The following is a 20144-nucleotide window of genomic DNA, read 5'->3' on the forward strand; positions in this document are numbered from 1 at the left end:
CGCCATGCGACGCCTTCCACTTGCCATCACGTTGTCTCCCGCCATCGCCGCAACGCTGCTGTTGACCGGTTGCGGTAACGCAGGTACCGCGCAGAACACACCCGCCGCCGGAGTTCATGCCACCCACACCGCTCCTGCCGCTGATTCCGCCGCAGCGGCACTTCGAAAGCGCGCCGAGGGTGTTTTCACTCCCGTCCCGGAGAAGCTGGCGGCCGTGCGCGACCAGACCATCAGCCCCGCGAAAGTCGAACTGGGCAAGATGCTCTTCTTCGAGCCGCGCCTGTCATCGAGCCAGGTCATCAGCTGCAACAGTTGCCACAGCCTCAGCACTGCCGGCGCGGACAACGTCCCGACATCCATCGGCCACGGCTTTCAGCGCGGCCCGCGCAATGCGCCAACCGTGTTCAATGCCGTATTCAATGCCGCCCAGTTCTGGGACGGGCGCGCGCCCGACCTGAGCGAGCAGGCGAAGGGTCCGATCCAGGCCGGTGTCGAAATGAACAACACCCCGGCCCGCGCGGTGGCGACGCTCAAGGGCATTCCCGGCTACGCCAGGGCATTCGCACTGGCCTTTCCCGACAGCGGCAACAACGCCATCACCTTCGACAACATGGCGCGCGCCATCGAAGCATTCGAGGCGACCTTGCTGACGCCCGGCGCCCCGTTCGATCGCTTCCTTGCCGGCGATGACGGCGCCCTGGATGCGCGGCAGCAACGCGGCATGGGGTTGTTCATGGACGCCGGCTGCGTCGCCTGCCACAACGGCATCAATGTCGGTGGCCAGAGCTACCACCCGTTCGGCGTCGTCAGCAAACCCGCCGCCCACCTGTTGCCGGCTGCGGACACGGGCCGTTTCGCCGTGACCAGGGCCGAAGGAGACGAGTACGCGTTCCGGGCGGCGCCGCTGCGCAATGTCGCCCTGACCGCACCTTACTTCCACAGCGGCCAGGTCTGGGACCTGCGCGAGGCGGTCCGGATCATGGGCAGCAGTCAACTCGGCCGCCAGCTGGCACCGGCTGAAGTCGAGGACATCACCGCCTTCCTCCAGTCCCTCAGCGGAGTGGCACCGCAGGTCACGCTCCCGATCCTGCCGCCGAGCGCTGACGCCACGCCGAGGCCACTGAACGGATGAACGGGGAGGCCCGCCCTGCGGCGGGCGGGCCTTCCTCAATACGGCCCCGTATGGCAGGCTAGCCGCCCCACCCCGCTCCTGCCCCCGAATGAAAGCCAGTCACCTGCGCCTGGGCCTCAACCTCTGGCCGCCGTTCCTGTTCAGCGGCATCCGCGTCACCGCCATCGCCGCCGACTACCGCCATGCCCATGTCGAGCTGCGCATGCGCCCCTGGAACCGCAACTACGTCGGCACCCACTTCGGCGGCAGCCTGTTCGCCATGACCGACCCGTTCTGGATGCTGCTGACGATGAACGCGCTCGGCAGCCGCTACTGGGTCTGGGACAAGGCCGCGGAGATCGAGTTCGTCAAGCCCGGCCGCGGCACCGTCCATGCCGATTTCCGCCTGGACGAAGGCGTGCTGACCGAGTTGCGCCAGGCCACCGCCACCGGCAGCAAGACGCTGCGATGGTTCAACACCGACGTGGTGGACAGCGAAGGCGATGTCGTCGCACGTTTGCGCAAACAGCTCTATGTGCGCCGCAAAACCGAGCACCGGGACGCGCCCGAAGTAGCTTAAAACAAGCCATTTCCGACAGAAACTGACGCTGTGCGTCATCACATTTGTCTTCACATCGCAGATGTGAGGATCGCGTCGTGAGCTGGGCGCAATGACGGCGTATGCTCCCGTTTCGCGACAGGGGGACGCGATGTCCGGATCAGCATCCAACATCGACAACACATCGCCATTACCGGAGATCACCGGCTTTCACCTGCACAAGGTGATCAACCACGGTGGCATGTCGACCGTGTATCTGGGCAACCAGATCGCGTTGTCGCGCGAGGTCGCCATCAAGGTGATGCTGCCGCTGGCGCTCGCCGACGAAGTCAGCCGTCGCCGCTTCGAGAATGAAGTGCGCACGATCGCGCGCCTCGAACACCCCAACATCGTCACCATCCACGAAGTCGGCCGCACCGTCGACGGACTGCCCTATTACGCGATGCCGTTCCTGCCACGCGGCCACCTTGGCCAGCGCGATCTGAGCAAGGACGAGCCGCGCGCGGTCGAAGTCGCGCTGACGCTGCTGTCGGCGCTCGACTACGCCCATGCACGGGGCGTCGTGCATCGCGACGTCAAGGCCGAGAACGTGCTGTTCGACGACAGCGAACGCGTGCTGCTCGCCGACTTCGGCATCGCCCTGCGCCGTGGCTTCGGCCCGCGCGTGACTGCCGCCGGACTCGCCGTCGGCAGCACCGCCTACATGGCGCCGGAACAGGCGCGCGGCGAAGACGTCGATGGCCGCGCCGACCTCTACAGCCTGGGCGTGCTGTTGTGGGAGATGCTGACCGGTCGCCTGCCGTTCGAGGCCGCCGACGCGCTGTCGATGGCGGTGATGCACGCGCAGGATCCGATTCCGAAACTGCCGCAGCACCTGCATCACTGGCAGCGCTTCATGAATCGCGCACTGTGCAAGCAGGCCGCCAACCGCTTCCAGGATGCCGCGCAGATGACCGCGTCCATCCGCGCCGTGCAGCAGCGCAAGCCGTGGACGGCAGCGCTGGAAATGTTCGAACGCCTGCGGCCGTCGCGCCGCTGGGCGACGCCGATGTGGGCGGCGCTGGCCGTGGCCGCGGTCACGCTGGTGGTGCTGGGTTTCAGCATCGGCCGCGATGACGACGACGACAAAGCCACGCCCTCCGAAGTGATCGCCACGTCGCCCACGGCGACGACGACCGACGATCCCACCGAGGCAATGCTGCAGCCGCTGCCGGAAGCGCCGTTGCAACGCGCGCTCGACGAAGCGCGGCAGCAGATCGAACGCGGCCGCCTGACCGAACCCGACGATGCCAACGCCTTCGACAGCGTGCTGCTGGCATGGCACACCGACAGCACCCACCCGGATGTCGCCAAGGCCATCGACGACCTCACCCTCGCCCTGTCCGCGCAGATCGTGCGCAGCGTGCGCGAGGACAAGGACGCGCGCGCGATCGAACTGCTGACCCACGCCAACAACCTGGGCCAGCAGACCGGCACCGTCAGCTCCCCGGCCCAGTCCGAGCTGCGCATCCAGGCCGGCAAGGCGCTCGATGCCCGGCTCGAGCAGGCGATCAAGCGCCGCGACAAGCCCGAGGCGCAGCGCACCGTCGCGCTGGCCGACCAGTTCAAACTCCCGCGCAAACTCAATTCGCGCCTGCTCGCCCAGGCCAAGGCCATGCCCACCGCGCTGGCCCGCGGCGCCACGATCGATGTCACTTCGCAGGCCAGCGCCAAGGTCAGCGTGACGCTGACGCCGCGCCCGGTCTCGCGCCGCGAGTACGCACGCTTCGCCGCCTCCAACGGCCGCACCGCGGCGCTATGCCGCGAGCGTGCCTCGCTGCTGCGCATGATCGACCCGCGCGACTGGCAGAAGCCCGGCTTCACGCAGGACGAGAACGACCCGGTGGTGTGCATCTCGCTCGAAGATGCACAGGCCTACGCGCAGTGGTACAGCGCCCAGACCGGCCGCCGCTACCGCCTGCCCAGCGCCGAGGAAGCCGCCCACCTGCGCGGCGACAGCGGCAACCGCGCCCTGTCGATGTGGCTGCGCGACTGCGGCAGCAATTGCCAGCAGCGCCAGGTCGCCGGCGAATCCTGGCGCAGCCGCCAGGACCAGCGGACCCTGCTGGCCGAGCGCGGCTACGACGACGTTGGCTTCCGCCTGGTGCGCGAGCGCTGAAGCGCGCCAGCGCGGAACCGGGGCCCGTGCCCTACAATCCGCGCCATGTCCGAGCCCATCCCCGGCGGCCGCGCCGCCCCGAACCGCCCCAGCCTGCAGAAACTGTTCCTGACCGGCCTGCTCACGCTGCTGCCGATCTGGCTGACGTGGGTGGTGGTCAAGTTCGTCTTCGTGATGCTGTCCGACATCAGCCAGCCGCTGATGACGCCGGTGCTGCAGAACCTGGCGGCATCGTCGCCGCAGTCGCTGTCGTGGCTGGTCGAACCGTGGGTCAGGACGGTGCTGGCGATGCTGGCGACGGTCGCGGTGATCCTGTTCTCGGGCGTGATGGCGCGTCGCGTGTTCGGCCAGCGCATGCTGAGCTGGTTCGAGGCGCTGATCCAGCGCATCCCGCTGGCCAGCACCATCTACAGCAGCGCCCGGCAGCTGTTGAACATCCTGCAGACCAAGCCCGACGGCACCCAGCGCGTGGTGCTGATCGACTTCCCGCACACGCAGATGAAGTCCATTGGCTTCGTCACCCGCACGCTGCGCGAGCAGGGCACCGGCCGCGAGCTGGCCGCGGTGTACGTGCCGACCACGCCGAACCCGACCTCCGGCTACCTGGAGATCGTGCCGGTGGAGAAGATCACCCCGACCGACTGGAGCGTCGACCAGGCGATGAGCTTCATCATCTCCGGCGGCGCGGTCTCGCCCGACACCATACCGTTCTCGCCACCGGCCGCGCCTGACGCATGAGCATCCAGGGACGCACGCTGGACGACCGCGCGGTGTGGTTGTTCATCGTTCTTTGCGCATTCTTCTGCGTCAACGCGGTGCTGGCGGAATTCATCGGCGTGAAGATATTCGCGCTCGAGGACACGCTGGGCATCGCGCCGCTGGAATGGAACCTGTTCGGCCAGACGGGCTCGCTGAGTTTCACCGCCGGCACGCTGTTGTGGCCGATGGTGTTCCTGATGACCGACGTCATCAACGAGTTCTTCGGCCGCCGCGGCGTGCGCATGATCTCGTGGCTGGCGGCGGGGCTGATCGTCTACGGCTTCGCGTTCGCGTTTGCCGCCATCTCGCTGGCCCCTGCTTCGTGGTGGGTCAAGGCCGCGCAACCGCAGGGCGTGAGCGACTACCAGACCGCGTTCGCGGCGGTGTTCGGCCAGGGCCTGTGGACGATTGGAGGCTCGCTGGTGGCCTTCATGCTCGGCCAGCTGATCGACGTGGCGGTGTTCCACCGCATCCGCAACATCACCGGCGAAAAGCACGTCTGGCTGCGCGCCACCGGTTCCACCGCGGTCTCGCAGCTGGTGGACAGCTTCGTCGTGCTCTATATCGCCTTCGTGCTGGGCCCGCAGAAGTGGCCGACGTCGCTGTTCCTGGCCGTCAGCACGGTCAACTACGCCTACAAGATGCTGGCCGCGGTCGCGCTTATTCCGGCGATCTACCTGGTACGTGCGGGCATCACGCGCTATCTGGGTGAGGCGCGGGCCACGCAGCTGCGCGAGGAAGCGGCGCTGGTCTAGGACGAAAGGGCCCCGGCAACCGCCCATTTCGTGACTTCCGACCTAAGCGGTCCCCGCCCGCCTCGGCCATGCTTGGGCATTCGGCCTTGCCCCGGGGACCCTACATGCCGTTGTTGCGCCCGCTTGCCCTCGCCCTTGCCCTGACCTTCGCCACCGCCGCGACCGCGCCGGCCTTCGCCGCACCCACGCCGGCAACCGCACCCCAGTCCGCCAAGGCCACCCGCCTCAACGCGCTCTACGAGCAGTACTGGGAAGAGCTGCTCAAGCTCAATCCGCTGCAGGCGACCTTCCAGGGCGACAGCCGCTACAACGACCAGTTGCCCAACACGCTGTCGGCGCAGTACCGCCAGCGGATGCACGACTTCAACACGCGCTGGCTCAAGACGGTGAAGCAGGCCGGCAGCGACAACCTCGCCGGCCAGGACCTGCTGAGCTGGCAGATCTTCGTGCGCGACCGCGAGAAGCAGCTGGAAGGCGAGCAGTTCCCGACCTGGCAGCAGCCGGTCAACCAGTTCTACAACTTCGCCGCCACCATCGCCCAGCTCGGCTCCGGCACCGGTGCGCAGCCGTTCAAGACCACCGCCGACTACGATGCCTGGCGCAAGCGCGCCGCGCAGGTGCCGGTGCTGTTCGCGCAGGCCATCGCCAACAGCCGCGAAGGCATGAAGAACGGCGTGGTGCAGCCGCGCGCATTGATGGTGAAGGTGATCCCGCAGCTGGATGCGCTGATCAAGGACAAGGCCGAGGACACGCTGTTCTGGGGGCCGGTCAAGGCCTTCCCGACCGGCATCTCCGACGCCGACAAACAACGCCTGACCGCCGAGTACAAGGCGATGATCGAAGGCCAGCTGATGCCGGCCTATCGCGAGCTGCGCGCTTTCATCAACGACGTCTACCTGCCGGCCACGCGCACCACCTCAGGCCTCGACGCGCTGCCCAATGGCGCGGCCTGGTATGCCTACAACGCACGCAACACCACCACGACCAGCCTGACCCCGGCGCAGATCCACCAGATCGGCCTGGACGAGGTGACGCGCATCCACGGCGAGATCACCACCGTCATCGCGCAGACCGGCTTCAAGGGCTCGATGAAGGAGTTCTTCAAGTTCGTCCAGAGCGACCCGCGCTTCAGCTTCAAGGACGAGCCGGCGCTGCTGGCCTACTACCGCGGACTGGAAGCGAAGATCAACGAGAAGATCCCGGAGCAGTTCTCGCTGACGCCGAAGGCGCCGTTCGAGATCCGTCCGGTCGAGGCCTTCCGCGCGCAATCGGCGGCCGGCGGTTCCTACCAGCGTCCGAGCCAGGACGGCACGCGCCCGGGCATCTTCTACGTCAACACCTACGACCTGCCCACGCGCAAGACCTGGGACGCCGAGGACCTGTACCTGCACGAAGCCATTCCCGGCCACCATTTCCAGCTGGCGCTGCAGCAGGAGCTGACCAACCTGCCCAAGTTCCGCCGCTTCGGCAGCGAGACCGCCTTCAGCGAAGGCTGGGGCCTGTACGCCGAGTCGCTGGGCCGCGACCTGGGCGTGTACACCGATCCCTACTCGTACTTCGGTTACCTTCAGAACGAGTTGTGGCGCGCGATCCGCCTGGTCGTCGACACTGGCCTGCACAGCCAGGGCTGGACCCGCGAGCAGGTGATCAAGTACATGCTCGACAACTCGGCCGAAAGCGAGACACAGTCCACTGCCGAAGCCGAACGCTACATGGCCATCCCGGCCCAGGCGCTGGCCTACAAGATGGGCGAGCTGAAGATCCAGGAACTGCGCCACCGCGCCGAGAAGGCATTGGGAGCGAAGTTCGACGTGCGCAGGTTCCACGCCGAGGTGCTCAAGGACGGCTCGGTGCCGCTTGAAATCCTCGAAGGCAAGATCGACCGCTGGATTGCTTCGGAAAAAGCAGGCGGCTGACGCCTCGCCTTACCCTTACCCCGTTCCCTCTTCCGCAAGCGTGAGAGGGATCGGGGAAAACGTGTTCACAAGGAGATCCACCCATGAAGCTTCGCCCGCTCCTGCTTGCCGTCGCCATCACCGCCGCGATCGCCGGCTGCAAGCCCGCCACTGAAACCGCGTCCGCCCCTGCCCCGGCCGCTTCCACCGCCGCCACGCAGAACTCCCAGGCCAAGGCCGACCAGCTCAACAAGTTGTACGCCGATTACTGGGAAGCCAACCTCAAGTTCAATCCGCTCGCCGCCACGTTCCAGGGCGACCCGCGCTACAACGACCAGTTGCCCGACTACTACTCGGCGCAGTACCGCGAGCAGACCAAGCAGTTCACCAGCGAGTGGCTGGCCAAGGTCGAGGCGATCGGCAGCGAAGGCCTCAGCGGCCAGGACCTGCTGAGCTACGAAATCTTCGTCGAGGATTCCAAGGACACGCTGGAATCGTTCAAGTACCCGGACTGGCTGGTGCCGGTCAACCAGATGCATTCGCTGCCATCGCTGGCCGTGCAGCTGGGCTCGGGCACGGGCGCGCAGCCGTTCAAGACCGTCAAGGACTACGACAACTGGCTGGCCCGTGCCGGCAAGCTGCCGACGCTGTTCGACTCGGCGATCACCAGCATGCGCGAAGGTGTCACCGCCGGCGTGGTGCAGCCCAAGCCGCTGATGGTCAAGGTGATCCCGCAGCTGGATTCGCTGATCAAGGCCAAGCCTGAGGACACGCTGTTCTGGGGCCCGATCCAGCAGATGCCCAAGGACTTCTCCGACGCCGACAAGAAGCGCCTGACCGACGCCTACCGCGCGCTCATCGCCGATCAGCTGATGCCGTCGTACAAGAAGCTGCGCGCCTACATCAACGATGAGTACCTGCCCAAGACCCGCGACACGGTCGGTCTGGACAAGCTGCCCAACGGTGCGGCCTGGTACGCGTTCAACGCCAAGCAGAGCACCACCACGGACCTGACCCCGGACCAGATCCACAAGATCGGCCTGGACGAAGTCGCGCGCATCCACGGCGAAATCCAGAAGGTCATGGAGCAGGTCGGATTCAAGGGTTCGATGCAGGACTTCTTCAAGTTCATGCAGACCGACAAGCGTTTCAGCTTCAAGGACGAGAAGGCGCTGCTGGAGTACTACCGTGCGCTCGAGGGCAAGATCAACCAGAAGATTCCGGAGCAGTTCTCGCTGATTCCGAAGTCGCCGTTCGAGATCCGTCCGGTCGAGGCGTTCCGCGCGCAGTCGGCGGCAGGTGGCGAGTACCAGACGCCGAGTGAGGACGGCACGCGTCCGGGCATCTTCTACGTCAACACCTACGATCTGCCGACGCGCAAGACGTGGGACGCCGAGGACCTGTACCTGCATGAGGCGATCCCGGGCCACCACTTCCAGCTCGCACTGCAGCAGGAGCTGAAGAACCTGCCGGCGTTCCGCCGTTTCGGTGGCGAGACCGCATTCGCCGAAGGCTGGGGCCTGTACGCGGAATCGCTGGGCAAGGACCTGGGTGTCTACACCGATCCGTACAACTACTTCGGTTATCTGCAGAACGAGCTGTGGCGTGCGATTCGCCTGGTCACCGACACCGGCCTGCACAGCAAGGGCTGGACGCGTGAGCAGGTGATCAAGTACATGCTCGACAATTCGGCCGAGAGCGAGACGCAGGCAACGGCGGAAGCGGAGCGTTACATCGCGTGGCCGGGCCAGGCGCTGGCTTACAAGATCGGCGAGTTGAAGATCAAGGAGCTGCGTGCGAAGGCGGAGAAGGAACTGGGTCCGAAGTTCGACATCCGCGAGTTCCACGCCGAAGTGCTGAAGGATGGCGCAGTACCGCTGAGCATCCTCGAAGGCAAGATCGATCGCTGGATCGCCGCCAAGAAGGGCTGATCCCTCCACCCAACACAGAACAGGCCGGCTTCTCGCCGGCCTGTTTTTTTTCGCCCAAACTGAACAAACACGCGGCCGGAGCGCGCTTGAATTCCAAATTTCAGCCGCAAAATACGTGATTCAGCAATGCCTTACGACAATAGCCGGATGCTCAAGCCCCGAACCCTTCTCTTGGCCGCCGCCGCCCTGCTGCCGGCCACGCCCGGCCTTGCCACGCGCAAGGCCAATGCGCCCGCGGTGCTGAAGCTGCCGGTGGCGACGGAGGCCGCGCAGTTGCCCGCTTCGCCGTTGGCGCGTCTGGCCCCGGGCGCGGACCCGAAGGTGCTGGATCTGGCCCAGGCCGCGATGCAGTGCGCACAAGCCAGCGGCGTTGGCGCCACCGCGCGGCGGCTGGCGGTCATCGATTACAGCCGGCCGTCGCTGTTGCCGCGGCTGTGGGTGTTCGACCTCGCCGCGGGCCGGCTGCTGTATGAAGAGGTGGTTGCACACGGCCAGGGCTCGGGCGACAACCTCGCCACGCATTTCTCCAATCGCGATGGCAGCCACCAGTCGAGCCTCGGGCTGTTCGTCACCGCCGACACCTACACCGGCAAGAATGGCTACTCCCTGCGCATGCAGGGCCTGGAGCCGGGCGTGAATGACGCGGCGATGGCGCGCGCGATCGTCATGCACGGCGCGCCCTACGTCGATCCGGCGCAGGGCAAGCGGATGGGACGGCTGGGACGCAGCTGGGGTTGCCCGGCCGTGCGCAGCGCGGTGGCCAAGCCGATGATCGACCTGCTCAAGGGTGGCCAGTTCGTCTTCTCGTATTACCCCGACCAGGCCTGGCTGGCGCGCTCGGCGCTGCTCAATTGCCCGGCCGCGCGGCAGAAGCGCGATACCTTCGTGCGCCACGACGCCGCTCCCCGCGCCACGTCCGGCTGACGTTCCCGGCAAGGCCGCATGAGGCCGCTGGCTGGCTCCCGCGGCCAGGCGCGGCTACGCTTTACCCAGTTCAAAGGATGGAATCGTCGATGTCACGCTCACTGCTTGCCCTGGCCCTGGCACTGACCCTCAGCGCGACCGCGCACTCGGGGGTGCCATCGTGGGGTGCGCGCGAATCGAGCCCGGCCACGCTGACGCCGGCGCAGCTCAAGCCCGGTGAGTGGATCTGGGGTGGCGACAATCGCGCCGGTCCGCTCGCGGTGGTGGTCAGCCTGACCGAGCAGCGCGCCTACGTGTACCGCAATGGCATTCCGATCGGCGTTACCACGGTCAGCACCGGCAGGAAGGGTTACGAAACACCGACCGGTGTCTTCACGATCCTGCAGAAGGACAAGGACCACCGCTCCAGCAAGTACAACGCCGCACCGATGCCGTACATGCAGCGGCTCACCTGGGACGGTGTCGCCCTGCACGCCGGCGGCCTGCCGGGCTATCCCGAATCGCACGGCTGCGTGCATCTGCCGTCCGAGTTCGCGCGCCATCTGTTCGATTCGTCGAACATGGGCATGACGGTGGTCGTGTCGCAGGAAGGCAAGTCGCCCGAGGACATCGTGCACCCGGGCGCGCTGAGCCCGATCGATCCGCACACCGGTGCCGAGGCGGCGATTCCGCCGCTCGAGAATGGACAGAAGTATCGCTGGCGGCCGGAAGTGTCGACCGAAGGTCCGGTGTCGATCCTGCTCAGCGGTGCCGACCAGCGCGTGATCGTCTACCGCAATGGCATCGAGATCGGTCGTTCGCGCGTGCTGATCCGCAACCCGGAGAAACCGCTCGGCACGCACGCCTACATCGTCAAGGACGGCTTCCTGCCTGGCGACAACCCGCTGCTGCCAGGCACGCGCATGCCCAACTGGAGTGCGATCGGCATCCCCGGCGGCACGGACCCATCGGGCATGTTGCTGGGACCGGAGACGATCGATCGCGTGGTGATCCCGCACGATTTCGTCTCCGCGGTGCTGCCGCTGCTGAGCCCGGGCGTGGTGATGCTGGTGACCGACTCGCACATGACGGAAGAGTCGACCGGTGGTGGCACTCCGGTGCAGGTGCTGGATTCGGATCCGCCGGAGGCGTGATCCGCTGCGTAGGGTTCCCGCCTTCGCGGAATGACGGCCATGAAAAAAGCCCCGGTCTTGCGACCGGGGCTTTTTCATTGCTGCGAGCCTGCTTAGCCGCTGAAGCCGCTGCGCGAGCCGCGGCCTGCACCCTGGCCGCCGCTGCGATGCTGCTTCGGACCGGCATGCGCGTGACGCGCCGCCGGCTTGCCGTGCGGGCGATGGGCCGGCTTGCGCGGCTGGCTGGCGCCGCGCGGGTTCGGGATCGGTGCGTTCATCTGGATCGGACGGCTTGCCTCGAAGCCCGGCACCGAGACCAGCTCGATGTCTGCCTTGAGCATGCGCTGGATCTGGCGCAGCAGGCCGCCCTCTTCCGGTGCGACCAGCGACAGCGCTTCACCGCTGGCGCCGTTGCGGCCGGTACGGCCGATGCGGTGCACGTAGTCCTCGGCGACCATCGGCAGGTCGTAGTTGATCACCAACGGCAGGTCGGGGATGTCCAGACCGCGCGCGGCGACGTCGGTGGCGACCAGCACGCGGGCCTTGCCCGACTTGAAGTCGCGCAGGGCTTTCTGGCGCTGCGCCTGGCTCTTGTTGCCGTGGATGGCGACCGAAGCCAGGCCCGACTCTTCGAGCTGCTCGGCGAGGCGGTTGCAGCCGTGCTTGGTGCGGCCGAAAACAATCGCGCGATCGGTGTGGCGCGAAGCGAGGATCGAGACCAGCAGGTCACGCTTCTTGGCAACGTCGACCGGATGGGCGCGGTGCACGATGGTCTCGGCGATGGTGTTCTGCGCGGCGACCTGCACCTGCTTGGGGTGATGCATGAACTCGAGCGCGAGCTGCTTGAGCTGCGACTCGAACGTGGCCGAGAACAGCATCGTCTGGCGCTCGCGCGGCAGCTTGGCGAGGATGCGCTTCATGGCCGGCAGGAAGCCCATGTCGAGCATGCGGTCGGCTTCGTCGAGCACCAGCACTTCGATCGCATCGAGCTTGACGGTGCCGCGCTCCATGTGGTCGATCAGGCGGCCCGGCGTGGCGACGAGCACGTCGACGCCGCGGCGGAACAGTTCCACCTGCGGGCCCATGCCGGCGCCGCCGAAGATGGCGGCGATGTTCAGGCGGACGTGGCGGGCGTAGCTGCGCAGGCTCTCGGTGACCTGCACCGCCAGCTCACGCGTCGGCACCAGGATCAGTGCGCGCGGGCGACGGAAGCCGTTGACCGGGGTCTGCTTGGACATGCGCTGCAGCAGCGGCAGGCCGAACGCAGCGGTCTTGCCGGTGCCGGTCTGGGCGCCGCCGAGCAGGTCGTGGCCGGCCATGGCCAGCGGGATCGCTTCGGCCTGGATCGGCGTCGGGACGGTGTAGTTCTGGTCTGCGAGCGCGCGCAGCAACGCGGGCGAAAGCCCGAGGGTTTCGAACGTCATGTGGTGGAACTCCTTGTGCTCGCGACGCCCGTCACGCCCACGCAAAAACGCGGACGCGCGATCGATTGTCGCGTTGATGGCTCCAGCGTTCCCTGATACCGCGCTGTGAGCGATCGAATTGGACGGCTGCCGGATGCTCCGGGCCGTGTCTGCGCGACGAAAGACGTGCGGGATAAAAGCCGTGTTGACTGGCCCAATGTCTGGACCAACGGCGGGCATACCTGGGAAACGTACCCTTGCGGGGAGGCAGCCGTGCGCTGAACGGGGCGGACTCTACGCGAAAGGCCGGTCCGGTGCCAGCCCGGAGGGCGGGATCCGGGGCTGGAGGTTAAGGCTGGGGGGCGGGCCGCCCTCACCCCGACCCTTCTCTCGCGGGCAGAAGAGCGTCTCCGGTGGCCGCGACACGCGATGGAGGGGGTTGCGGCGGTTTCCGGCCGTTTGTGCGACCCTTCGCCCAAGTCGTAAACGAGACCGGGCTCATGGAGCGAAATGCCGGATGGCTGGCCGGGCGGGTCCTGGTGGCCAGCGTGTTCATCGCAATGGGGAGTTACCGACTGCTGGCCTGGGCCGGCGGCGAATCGATCGGCACCGGCGCGATCGTCGCCAGTACGGCCGAACTGGTCCTGGGCCTGCTGATCGCCGGCGGCTGGCAACTGCGCTGGACAGCCGCCCTGGCCGCCATCTCGATGCTGGTCGACGCACTGGTGTCGCATCCGTTCTGGTCGCTGGCCGGCCCCGAGCGCGGCGCGCAGTTGCTGCACTTCATGAAGAACGTGTCGATCATCGGCGGCCTGGTGCTGCTGGCGTTCGCCAATCGCCACCGGCGCCACTGACCTCCCGGACGCATGACCACTTCCCTGCTGCGCCAACGCGGCCAGAACGACAGCAGCCGCGTCGCCATGGTCGAGCTGTTCTTCGACCTGGTCTTCGTCTTCGCCGTCACCCAGTTCTCCCATGCCCTGCTGGCCGATCTCAGCGTCGGTGGTGCATTGCGCACGCTGCTGCTGTTCCTGGCGGTGTGGTGGCTGTGGATCTTCACGTCGTGGGTCACCAACTGGCTCGACCCGGACCGCGCGCCGGTACGGATCATGCTGTTCACGCTGATGCTCGGCGGCCTGCTGCTGTCGTCGTCGATTCCGGCCGCGTTCGGCGAACGCGGCCTGGTGTTCGCGGTTGTGTTCGCATCGATGCAGGTCGGCCGCACGCTGTTCGTCACATACGTCATGCGGCAGCGCAGCGAGGTGCACTACCGCAACTTCGTGCGCATCTCACTGTGGCTGTCGCTGTCAGCCGTGTTCTGGATCCTCGGCGGCCTGCGCGAAGGGCCCGAGCGGGTCGGCTACTGGATTACCGCCGTCGCGATCGAGTACGTCTCGCCGCTGCTGTACTTCTGGGTGCCCGGGCTGGGGCGCGCCCACACCCAGGACTGGGACATCGACGGCCACCACCTCGCCGAACGCTGTGCGCTGTTCGTGATCATCGCGCTGGGCGAGTCGATCCTGGTCACCGGTGCGACCTTCGCCGCGCAACCCTGGATCACACCGACGGTGATCGCATTCGTCAGCGCGTTCCTCGGCAGCGTGGCGATGTGGTGGATCTATTTCGACAGCGGCGCCGAGCGCGCCAGCCACCGCATCGCCCACTCCGACGACCCGGGCAGGCTGGCGCGGCTGAACTACACCTACCTGCACCTGCTGATCATCGGCGGCGTGATCGTGTGCGCGGTGGCCGACGAACTGGTGCTCTCGCACCCCGGCCATGCCAGCAATGCCGGCATTGCCGCGATTCTCGGCGGGCCGGCGTTGTATCTGCTCGGCAATGGCCTGTTCAAGTGGGCCAGCAATGACCGGCGCTCACCACCGCTGTCGCATTGCGCCGGTCTGGTGCTGCTGGCTGCGCTGGTGCCCGCGGCGTATGCGCATGTGCTGCCTGCGCTCGGACTGGGCATGGCGACAACCGCGGTGATGGTGCTGGTGGCAACGTGGGAAACCATTGCGTTGCGCCGCGGCGCGTAACCCCCTCAGACCTCCAGCACCATCTCCGGCCGCGCCAGCACCGCTTTTACTCCGAACCGCTCGCCAATCTCACCCGCCAGCGCCTCGCGCGCCTTGTCCTCGCCATGCACCAGCGCCAGCGGCGGAGGCCCGTCGATCGCGCCGTACCACTGCATCAACCCGTGCTGGTCGGTATGCGCCGACAAGCCGCCGACGGTGTGCCGCTGCGCGTTGACGCGCACGTCGTAGCCGTGGATCCGCGCCCACTGCGCACCATCGACCAGGCGCCGCCCCAGCGTCCCTTCTGCCTGGTAGCCGACAAACACCACATGCGTCTGCCTGCGTTCGAGGCGATGGCGGAAGTGATGCAGGATCCGCCCCGCATTGGCCATGCCGGAACCGGCAATGACAATCGCGCCGCGCTCGATCCGGTTGATCGCCATCGACTCCTCGCGCGACACGGTGACGTGCAGGTTGGGCAGGCGGAACGGATTGGGTTTGTCCTGCCACACCCGCCGCGCATCCTCGTCGAACAGATCGGTGTGGCGGTCATAGATGTCGACCACCTTGGCCGCCATCGGGCTGTCGAGGAAAATCTGCCAGCGCGACATCTGCCACTCGTCCCAGTGCCGCGCGAACCAGTACAGCAGCTCCTGGCTGCGACCGACCGCGAACGCGGGAATCAACACGTTGCCGCCCTCGTGCCAGGCCTTGTCGAGGATGCCGCCCAGCTCGCGGATGGTCTCGGCGCGGTCGCGGTGCAGGCGGTCGCCGTAGGTGGACTCCATCAGCACCAGGTCGGCGCGGTCGATGCTGGCCGGATCGCGCAGGATCGGAGTTCCCTTCGGGCCGAGGTCGCCGGAGAACACCAGCTTGCGGCCGTCGGCCCACACTTCCACGCTCGATGACCCCAGGATGTGGCCGGCCTCGCGGAACGCGATGTCGATGCCCGGCAGCACTTCGCTGCGCTGGTCGTATGGCAGCGTGCGCACCTGCGCCATCGCCGCCTGTACGTCGTCGCGCGTGTACAGCGGCAGCACTTCCGGCTCGCCGTGACGGCGATGGCGGTTGGCGCGCTCGGCGTCGCCTTCGGAGATCGAGGCCGCATCCATCAGCATCACCGGCATCAGGTCGGCAGTGGCCTCCTGCGCGTAGATCGGCCCCTTGAAGCCGCGCCGCACCAGCAACGGCACGCGCCCGATGTGGTCGATGTGGGCATGGCTGATGACCAGCGCATCGAGCGCGGCCGGGTCGAACGGAAACGACTCGTGGTTGCGCCGCTCCGCCTCCGGGCTGCCCTGGATCATGCCGCAGTCGAGCAGCAGCCTGCGGCCGGCCGCCTCGACCTCGTGCAGCGAGCCGGTGACCTCGCCCGCCGCTCCATGGAAATGCACGCGCATCGCCGTTTCCTTTGCCGATAGGGGTGACAGGAGAAACCTAGCATGGGCATTGGCGGGCGCCGTGACCGCGGCCATCCCGCCGCCCGGCCGGAGCGTCCACAATGGGCGTCCAACTGTTTTGCCGCGCACCCCGGACCCGACCCACGATGAACAAGCCCCTGCTGACTTCGGCCCTCGCCCTGGCCCTCGCCAGCGGCCCGCTCCACGCCGCCGAACACGTCGACCTGCTGGTGCGCGACGCCACCGTGATCGACGTCGTCGACGGCAAGCGCCACCCGCACCAGGCCATCGCCGTGCGCGATGCGCGCATCGTCGCCATCGTCGACGACGCCCGCGCCAAACGTTTCGACGCGGCGCAGACGGTCGACGCCAGCGGCAAGTTCGCCATCCCCGGCCTGTGGGACATGCACGTGCATTTCGGCGGCGGCGACGCGCTGATCGAAGAGAACCGCAACCTGCTGCCGCTGTATGTCGCCCATGGCATCACCTCGGTACGCGATTGCGCAGGCGACCTCAGCCCGAGCGTGTTCGAATGGCGCGCCGCCACCGCCGCCGGCACGCTGCTGGGCCCGCGCATCTTCACCTCCGGTCCGAAGATCGAAGGCTACAAGTCCATCTGGCCGGGCGACATCGAGATCGGCACCGTCGCCGAATTGAATGCAGCCCTGGACAAGCTGCAGGGCTGGAACGTCGACTTCGTCAAGATCACCGACAACACGCTGTCGCCGGAGCTGTTCATGGCGGCAGTGAAGGAAGCCGGCCGGCGCGGCTTGAAGACCTCCGCGCACGTGCCCTACCCGATCACCATCGACGAAGTCAGCGCCGCGGGCCTGAGTTCGGTCGAGCACATCGACTACGCCTTCAAGGCCGGCTCGCCGAAGGAGAAGTCACTGGGCGAGGCCATTGCCCGCGGCGAGATCAACAGCCGCGATGCCTGGACCCAGTGGAACGCCACGTTCGACCCGAAGCTCGCCACTGCCACCTACAAGCACATGGCGCAGCGCGGCACTGCGATCACGCCGACCCTCAACGGCAGCCAGGCCGTGGCCTACCTCGACCAGAACGACCATCGCCACGACGACTACCTCAAGTACATCGGCCCCGGCCTGCAGGCGACCTACACCTGGCGCGTGGAGCGCGCGGCCAAGGACGACACCGCCGCGATCGCCGCGCGCCACCTGCGTTTCGAGCGCAACGCCTCGGTGCTGCCGCTGCTGCAGGCCGCCGGCGTGACGATCCTGGCCGGCACCGACGCCGGTTTCCTCAACTCGTACAACTACCCGGGCATCGGCCTGCACGACGAGCTCGGGCTGCTGGTGAAGTACGGCCTGACGCCGCTGCAGGCGCTGCAGGCGGCGACCATCAACGGCGCCCGCTTCCTCGGCCACGCCGACCGCAACGGCACGCTTGCCGCCGGCAAGGCCGCCGACCTGGTGCTGCTGGACGCCGACCCGCTGCTGGACATCGCCGCGACCCGCCGCATCGACACGGTGGTGATGAAGGGGCGGGCCTACGACCGTGGCCAGCTGGACGCGATGCTGGCCGATGTAGAGGCGCGGGTGGCCGCGGAGAAGAAGTAAGCCCTTATCCCGCTGGCGGAAGAAGATGGGATGAGGGCGGGGCGCGGTTTGGGCATACTGGCCCGATGAACCGCCCCGACCTGCTCGACGCCAACGCCCTTGCCGCCCAGCCGGCAGACCGTGCCACTTCCCTGCCGGCGCGCTACTACGCCGACCCGGGCACCGTCGCGCTCGATCGCGAACGGATCTTCGACCGCGGCTGGCAGATCCTGGCCCATGTCTGCCAATTGCAGAACGCCGGCGACCACGTCGTCGGCGACTTCAATGGCCTGCCGGTGATCGCCGTGCGCGGCGCCGATGGCGAAATCCGCGTCTTCCACAACGTCTGCCGCCACCGCGCCGGGCCGCTGGCCGCGTGCGACGGCCTCGCCGCCAAGTCGCTGCGCTGCCGCTACCACGGCTGGACCTACACGCTCGACGGCGTGCTGCGCTCGGCACCGGAGATGGGTACCGCGCCCGACTTCAACGTCGCCGACGTCAAGCTGCCGCAGCTGGCGGTGCGCATATGGCAGGGCCTGGTGTTCGCTGCGGTCGATGCCGAACACGCGATCGATTTCGACGCGATGGTCGCCGGCATCGACGAGCGCGTCGGCGCCGACCGGCATCTGGAACGCTACGGCCACCACCGGCGCGTCGGCTACGACATCAACTGCAACTGGAAGATCTACATCGACAACTACCTGGAGGGTTACCACGTCCCGCACGTGCACCCCGGGTTGAACCGGTTGCTGGATTACCGCAGCTACACCACGCAGACCCACGACTGGTACTCGTTGCAGTTCAGCCCACTGGAGAGCGGCGACGACCTCTACGGCAGCGGCGATGCGCTGTACTACTGGATCTGGCCGAACACGATGCTCAACATCGTCCCCGGCCGGCTGCAGACCAATCGCGTGATTGCCAAGGGCGTGGACAAGTGCCGGGTCGAATTCGACTTCTACTACGCGATGGACGAGTCCGAGGAAGCCGCGGCGCGACGCCTGGCCGACCTCAACTTCAGCGATGAAGTGCAGTTCGAGGACCTCACCATCTGTGAGGACGTGCAGCGCGGCATGGCGTCGGGCTCCTACCAGCCTGGCCGCCTGAATCCGTTGCGCGAGACCGCGGTGCATCACTTCCACGAGTTGCTGCGCCGCGTATATCGCCAGGCCTGACCAGATCCGTCATCCCCGCGAAGGCGGGGACCCAGCGTCGTTGCCTTTGCGCGGCGACGCGAAGTCACTGGGTTCCCGCCTTCGCGGGAATGACGGCCTCCTACAGGCTCTCTTCCGGCACCGTCGCGCTCGGCTCCGCCACGCAACGCGTCCGCACCACCGCCGCCTCCCAGCGCCAGAACCCCCACGCGATCAGCAGGAACGTGCTGGCCACGCCTACCATCCACAGCATGTGGTCGCTGATCCAGGGCGACAGCACGCCGGCGATCAGCGCGTTGAGCACCAGGCTGGTGAAGGCCTGCATCGACGACGCCGAACCGCGCTGGCGCGGGTACATGTCCAGGATCGACAGCGTCACGATCGGGAACACCAGCGCGATGCCGAACGCGTTGAGCATCATCGGCAGCACCGCCCACGGCACCTGCGGCGTGTCGGTCCACAGGTTGTAGCCCAGGTTGAGCAGCATCGCCACGGCCGAGCAGCCAAACCCGATCGACACCAGCTTCTCGCCGCTGACCTTGCCGGCCGCGCGCCCGGACACGAACGCGCCCAGCACCATGCCGCTGATCATCGGCACGAAGAACCAGCCGAACTGGCGCTCGTCGAGCTTGAGGATGTCGAGCACGAACGCCGGCGCCGAGGCGATGTACAGCCACAACGCGGCGAAGTTGAAGGCACTGGCCGCGGCCAGCCGCTGGAAACGCGGGTTGATGACGATGGCGACGTAATCGCGCAGCAGGCGTCGCGGCACCATCGGCAGGCGCGCCTCGGGCGGGTGCGTCTCCGGCAGCGTCCGCCAGGTGAATACCAGCAGCACGATCGAGAACGCCACAAGGAACCAGAAGATCGCCGGCCAATGGCTCCAGCCCAGGATCCAGCCGCCGATCACCGGTGCCACCGCCGGCGCCACGCCGAAGATCATCGACACCTGGCTCATCAGGCGCTGCGCGTCGTGGCCGTGCAGGACGTCGCGGATCACCGCGCGGCCGACGATCAGGCCGACGCCGGACGACAAGCCCTGCAGCGCACGGAACACCAGCAGCGTGGTCAGGTCGGTGGCCAACGCGCAGCCGACGGATGCCACCGCGAACACCGACAGCCCGCCGAGAATCACGCGACGGCGCCCGATCGCATCCGACAGCGGCCCGTGCACGATGCTCATCGCCGCATAGGCGATCAGATAGACGCTGATGGTCTGCTGCATCGCCAGCTTGTCGGCGCCGAACTGCGTGCCGATGGCCGGGAACGCCGGGAAGATCGTGTCGATCGAGAACGGACCGAACATCGCCAGACCGCCCAGGAGCAGGGCCAGCAGGCGGACAGAGATCGAAAGCGAGGGTGCGGGTGCAGCGGTGGGCATCTACGGATCTCTGGCGTGAAGGCAGCCG

At 67.2% G+C, this 20144-nt stretch carries 16 protein-coding genes; 13 read left to right on the forward strand and 3 right to left on the reverse strand.

Going from position 1 to position 20144, the window contains the following annotated elements:
- Positions 1 to 4 precede the first annotated feature (4 nt).
- From AB4Y64_RS15665 to AB4Y64_RS15705, 9 genes are all read left to right on the forward strand, one after another.
- Positions 5 to 1132, forward strand: a complete 1128-nt coding sequence (locus tag AB4Y64_RS15665; RefSeq protein WP_441817392.1) for a cytochrome-c peroxidase — start codon at positions 5 to 7, stop codon at positions 1130 to 1132.
- A gap of 88 nt (positions 1133 to 1220) precedes the next feature.
- On the forward strand, positions 1221 to 1691 hold the full coding sequence (locus tag AB4Y64_RS15670) for a DUF4442 domain-containing protein (RefSeq protein WP_441817393.1): 471 nt from the start codon (positions 1221 to 1223) through the stop codon (positions 1689 to 1691).
- A gap of 130 nt (positions 1692 to 1821) precedes the next feature.
- The gene (locus AB4Y64_RS15675) at positions 1822 to 3828 is read left to right on the forward strand and encodes a bifunctional serine/threonine-protein kinase/formylglycine-generating enzyme family protein (RefSeq protein WP_441817394.1); all 2007 of its coding nucleotides are present in this window, start codon (positions 1822 to 1824) and stop codon (positions 3826 to 3828) included.
- Between the two features lie 45 nt (positions 3829 to 3873).
- Positions 3874 to 4566, forward strand: coding sequence for a DUF502 domain-containing protein (locus AB4Y64_RS15680; RefSeq protein WP_441817395.1), 693 nt, complete (start codon positions 3874 to 3876; stop codon positions 4564 to 4566).
- Positions 4563 to 5342: a queuosine precursor transporter gene (locus AB4Y64_RS15685; protein WP_441817396.1), complete on the forward strand. Its 780-nt coding sequence runs from the start codon at positions 4563 to 4565 to the stop codon at positions 5340 to 5342. The genes AB4Y64_RS15680 and AB4Y64_RS15685 overlap by 4 nt, the downstream gene beginning before the upstream one ends.
- Before the next feature lie 104 nt (positions 5343 to 5446).
- Positions 5447 to 7258 (forward strand): DUF885 domain-containing protein, encoded by a 1812-nt coding sequence (locus tag AB4Y64_RS15690; RefSeq protein WP_441817397.1) that lies wholly within the window; start codon positions 5447 to 5449, stop codon positions 7256 to 7258.
- Positions 7259 to 7341: 83 nt separating this feature from the next.
- Positions 7342 to 9168 (forward strand): DUF885 domain-containing protein, encoded by a 1827-nt coding sequence (locus AB4Y64_RS15695; protein ID WP_441817398.1) that lies wholly within the window; start codon positions 7342 to 7344, stop codon positions 9166 to 9168.
- A gap of 147 nt (positions 9169 to 9315) precedes the next feature.
- Positions 9316 to 10092: a murein L,D-transpeptidase catalytic domain family protein gene (locus tag AB4Y64_RS15700; protein WP_441817399.1), complete on the forward strand. Its 777-nt coding sequence runs from the start codon at positions 9316 to 9318 to the stop codon at positions 10090 to 10092.
- A gap of 89 nt (positions 10093 to 10181) precedes the next feature.
- A complete protein-coding gene (locus AB4Y64_RS15705; protein ID WP_441817400.1) occupies positions 10182 to 11225 on the forward strand; it encodes a L,D-transpeptidase in 1044 nt (347 codons plus the stop codon).
- Between the two features lie 92 nt (positions 11226 to 11317).
- Here AB4Y64_RS15705 and AB4Y64_RS15710 read toward each other — a convergent pair whose 3' ends face one another.
- A complete protein-coding gene (locus AB4Y64_RS15710; RefSeq protein ID WP_441817401.1) occupies positions 11318 to 12628 on the reverse strand; it encodes a DEAD/DEAH box helicase in 1311 nt (436 codons plus the stop codon).
- 479 nt (positions 12629 to 13107) lie between these two features.
- On the opposite strand from AB4Y64_RS15710, the gene AB4Y64_RS15715 reads away from it, so the two are divergent.
- Both AB4Y64_RS15715 and AB4Y64_RS15720 read left to right on the forward strand, forming a co-directional pair.
- A complete protein-coding gene (locus tag AB4Y64_RS15715) occupies positions 13108 to 13461 on the forward strand; it encodes a DoxX family protein (protein ID WP_441817402.1) in 354 nt (117 codons plus the stop codon).
- 12 nt (positions 13462 to 13473) lie between these two features.
- Complete coding sequence (locus AB4Y64_RS15720) at positions 13474 to 14643, forward strand: low temperature requirement protein A (protein WP_441817403.1); 1170 nt, start codon at positions 13474 to 13476, stop codon at positions 14641 to 14643.
- A 5-nt stretch (positions 14644 to 14648) separates the two neighbouring features.
- Here the strand turns inward: AB4Y64_RS15720 and AB4Y64_RS15725 are convergent, their stop codons facing one another.
- Positions 14649 to 16022, reverse strand: coding sequence for an MBL fold metallo-hydrolase (locus AB4Y64_RS15725; protein WP_441817404.1), 1374 nt, complete (start codon positions 16020 to 16022; stop codon positions 14649 to 14651).
- A 146-nt stretch (positions 16023 to 16168) separates the two neighbouring features.
- On the opposite strand from AB4Y64_RS15725, the gene AB4Y64_RS15730 reads away from it, so the two are divergent.
- A complete protein-coding gene (locus AB4Y64_RS15730; RefSeq protein WP_441817405.1) occupies positions 16169 to 17602 on the forward strand; it encodes an amidohydrolase family protein in 1434 nt (477 codons plus the stop codon).
- Positions 17603 to 17667: 65 nt separating this feature from the next.
- Complete coding sequence (locus AB4Y64_RS15735; RefSeq protein WP_441817406.1) at positions 17668 to 18756, forward strand: aromatic ring-hydroxylating oxygenase subunit alpha; 1089 nt, start codon at positions 17668 to 17670, stop codon at positions 18754 to 18756.
- A gap of 100 nt (positions 18757 to 18856) precedes the next feature.
- Here AB4Y64_RS15735 and AB4Y64_RS15740 read toward each other — a convergent pair whose 3' ends face one another.
- The gene (locus AB4Y64_RS15740; protein WP_441817407.1) at positions 18857 to 20116 is read right to left on the reverse strand and encodes a multidrug effflux MFS transporter; all 1260 of its coding nucleotides are present in this window, start codon (positions 20114 to 20116) and stop codon (positions 18857 to 18859) included.
- Between the last annotated feature and the right edge of the window lie 28 nt (positions 20117 to 20144).

This window comes from Lysobacter sp. TAF61 (assembly GCF_052113485.1).
In the GTDB taxonomy this organism is placed as follows: domain Bacteria; phylum Pseudomonadota; class Gammaproteobacteria; order Xanthomonadales; family Xanthomonadaceae; genus Lysobacter_J.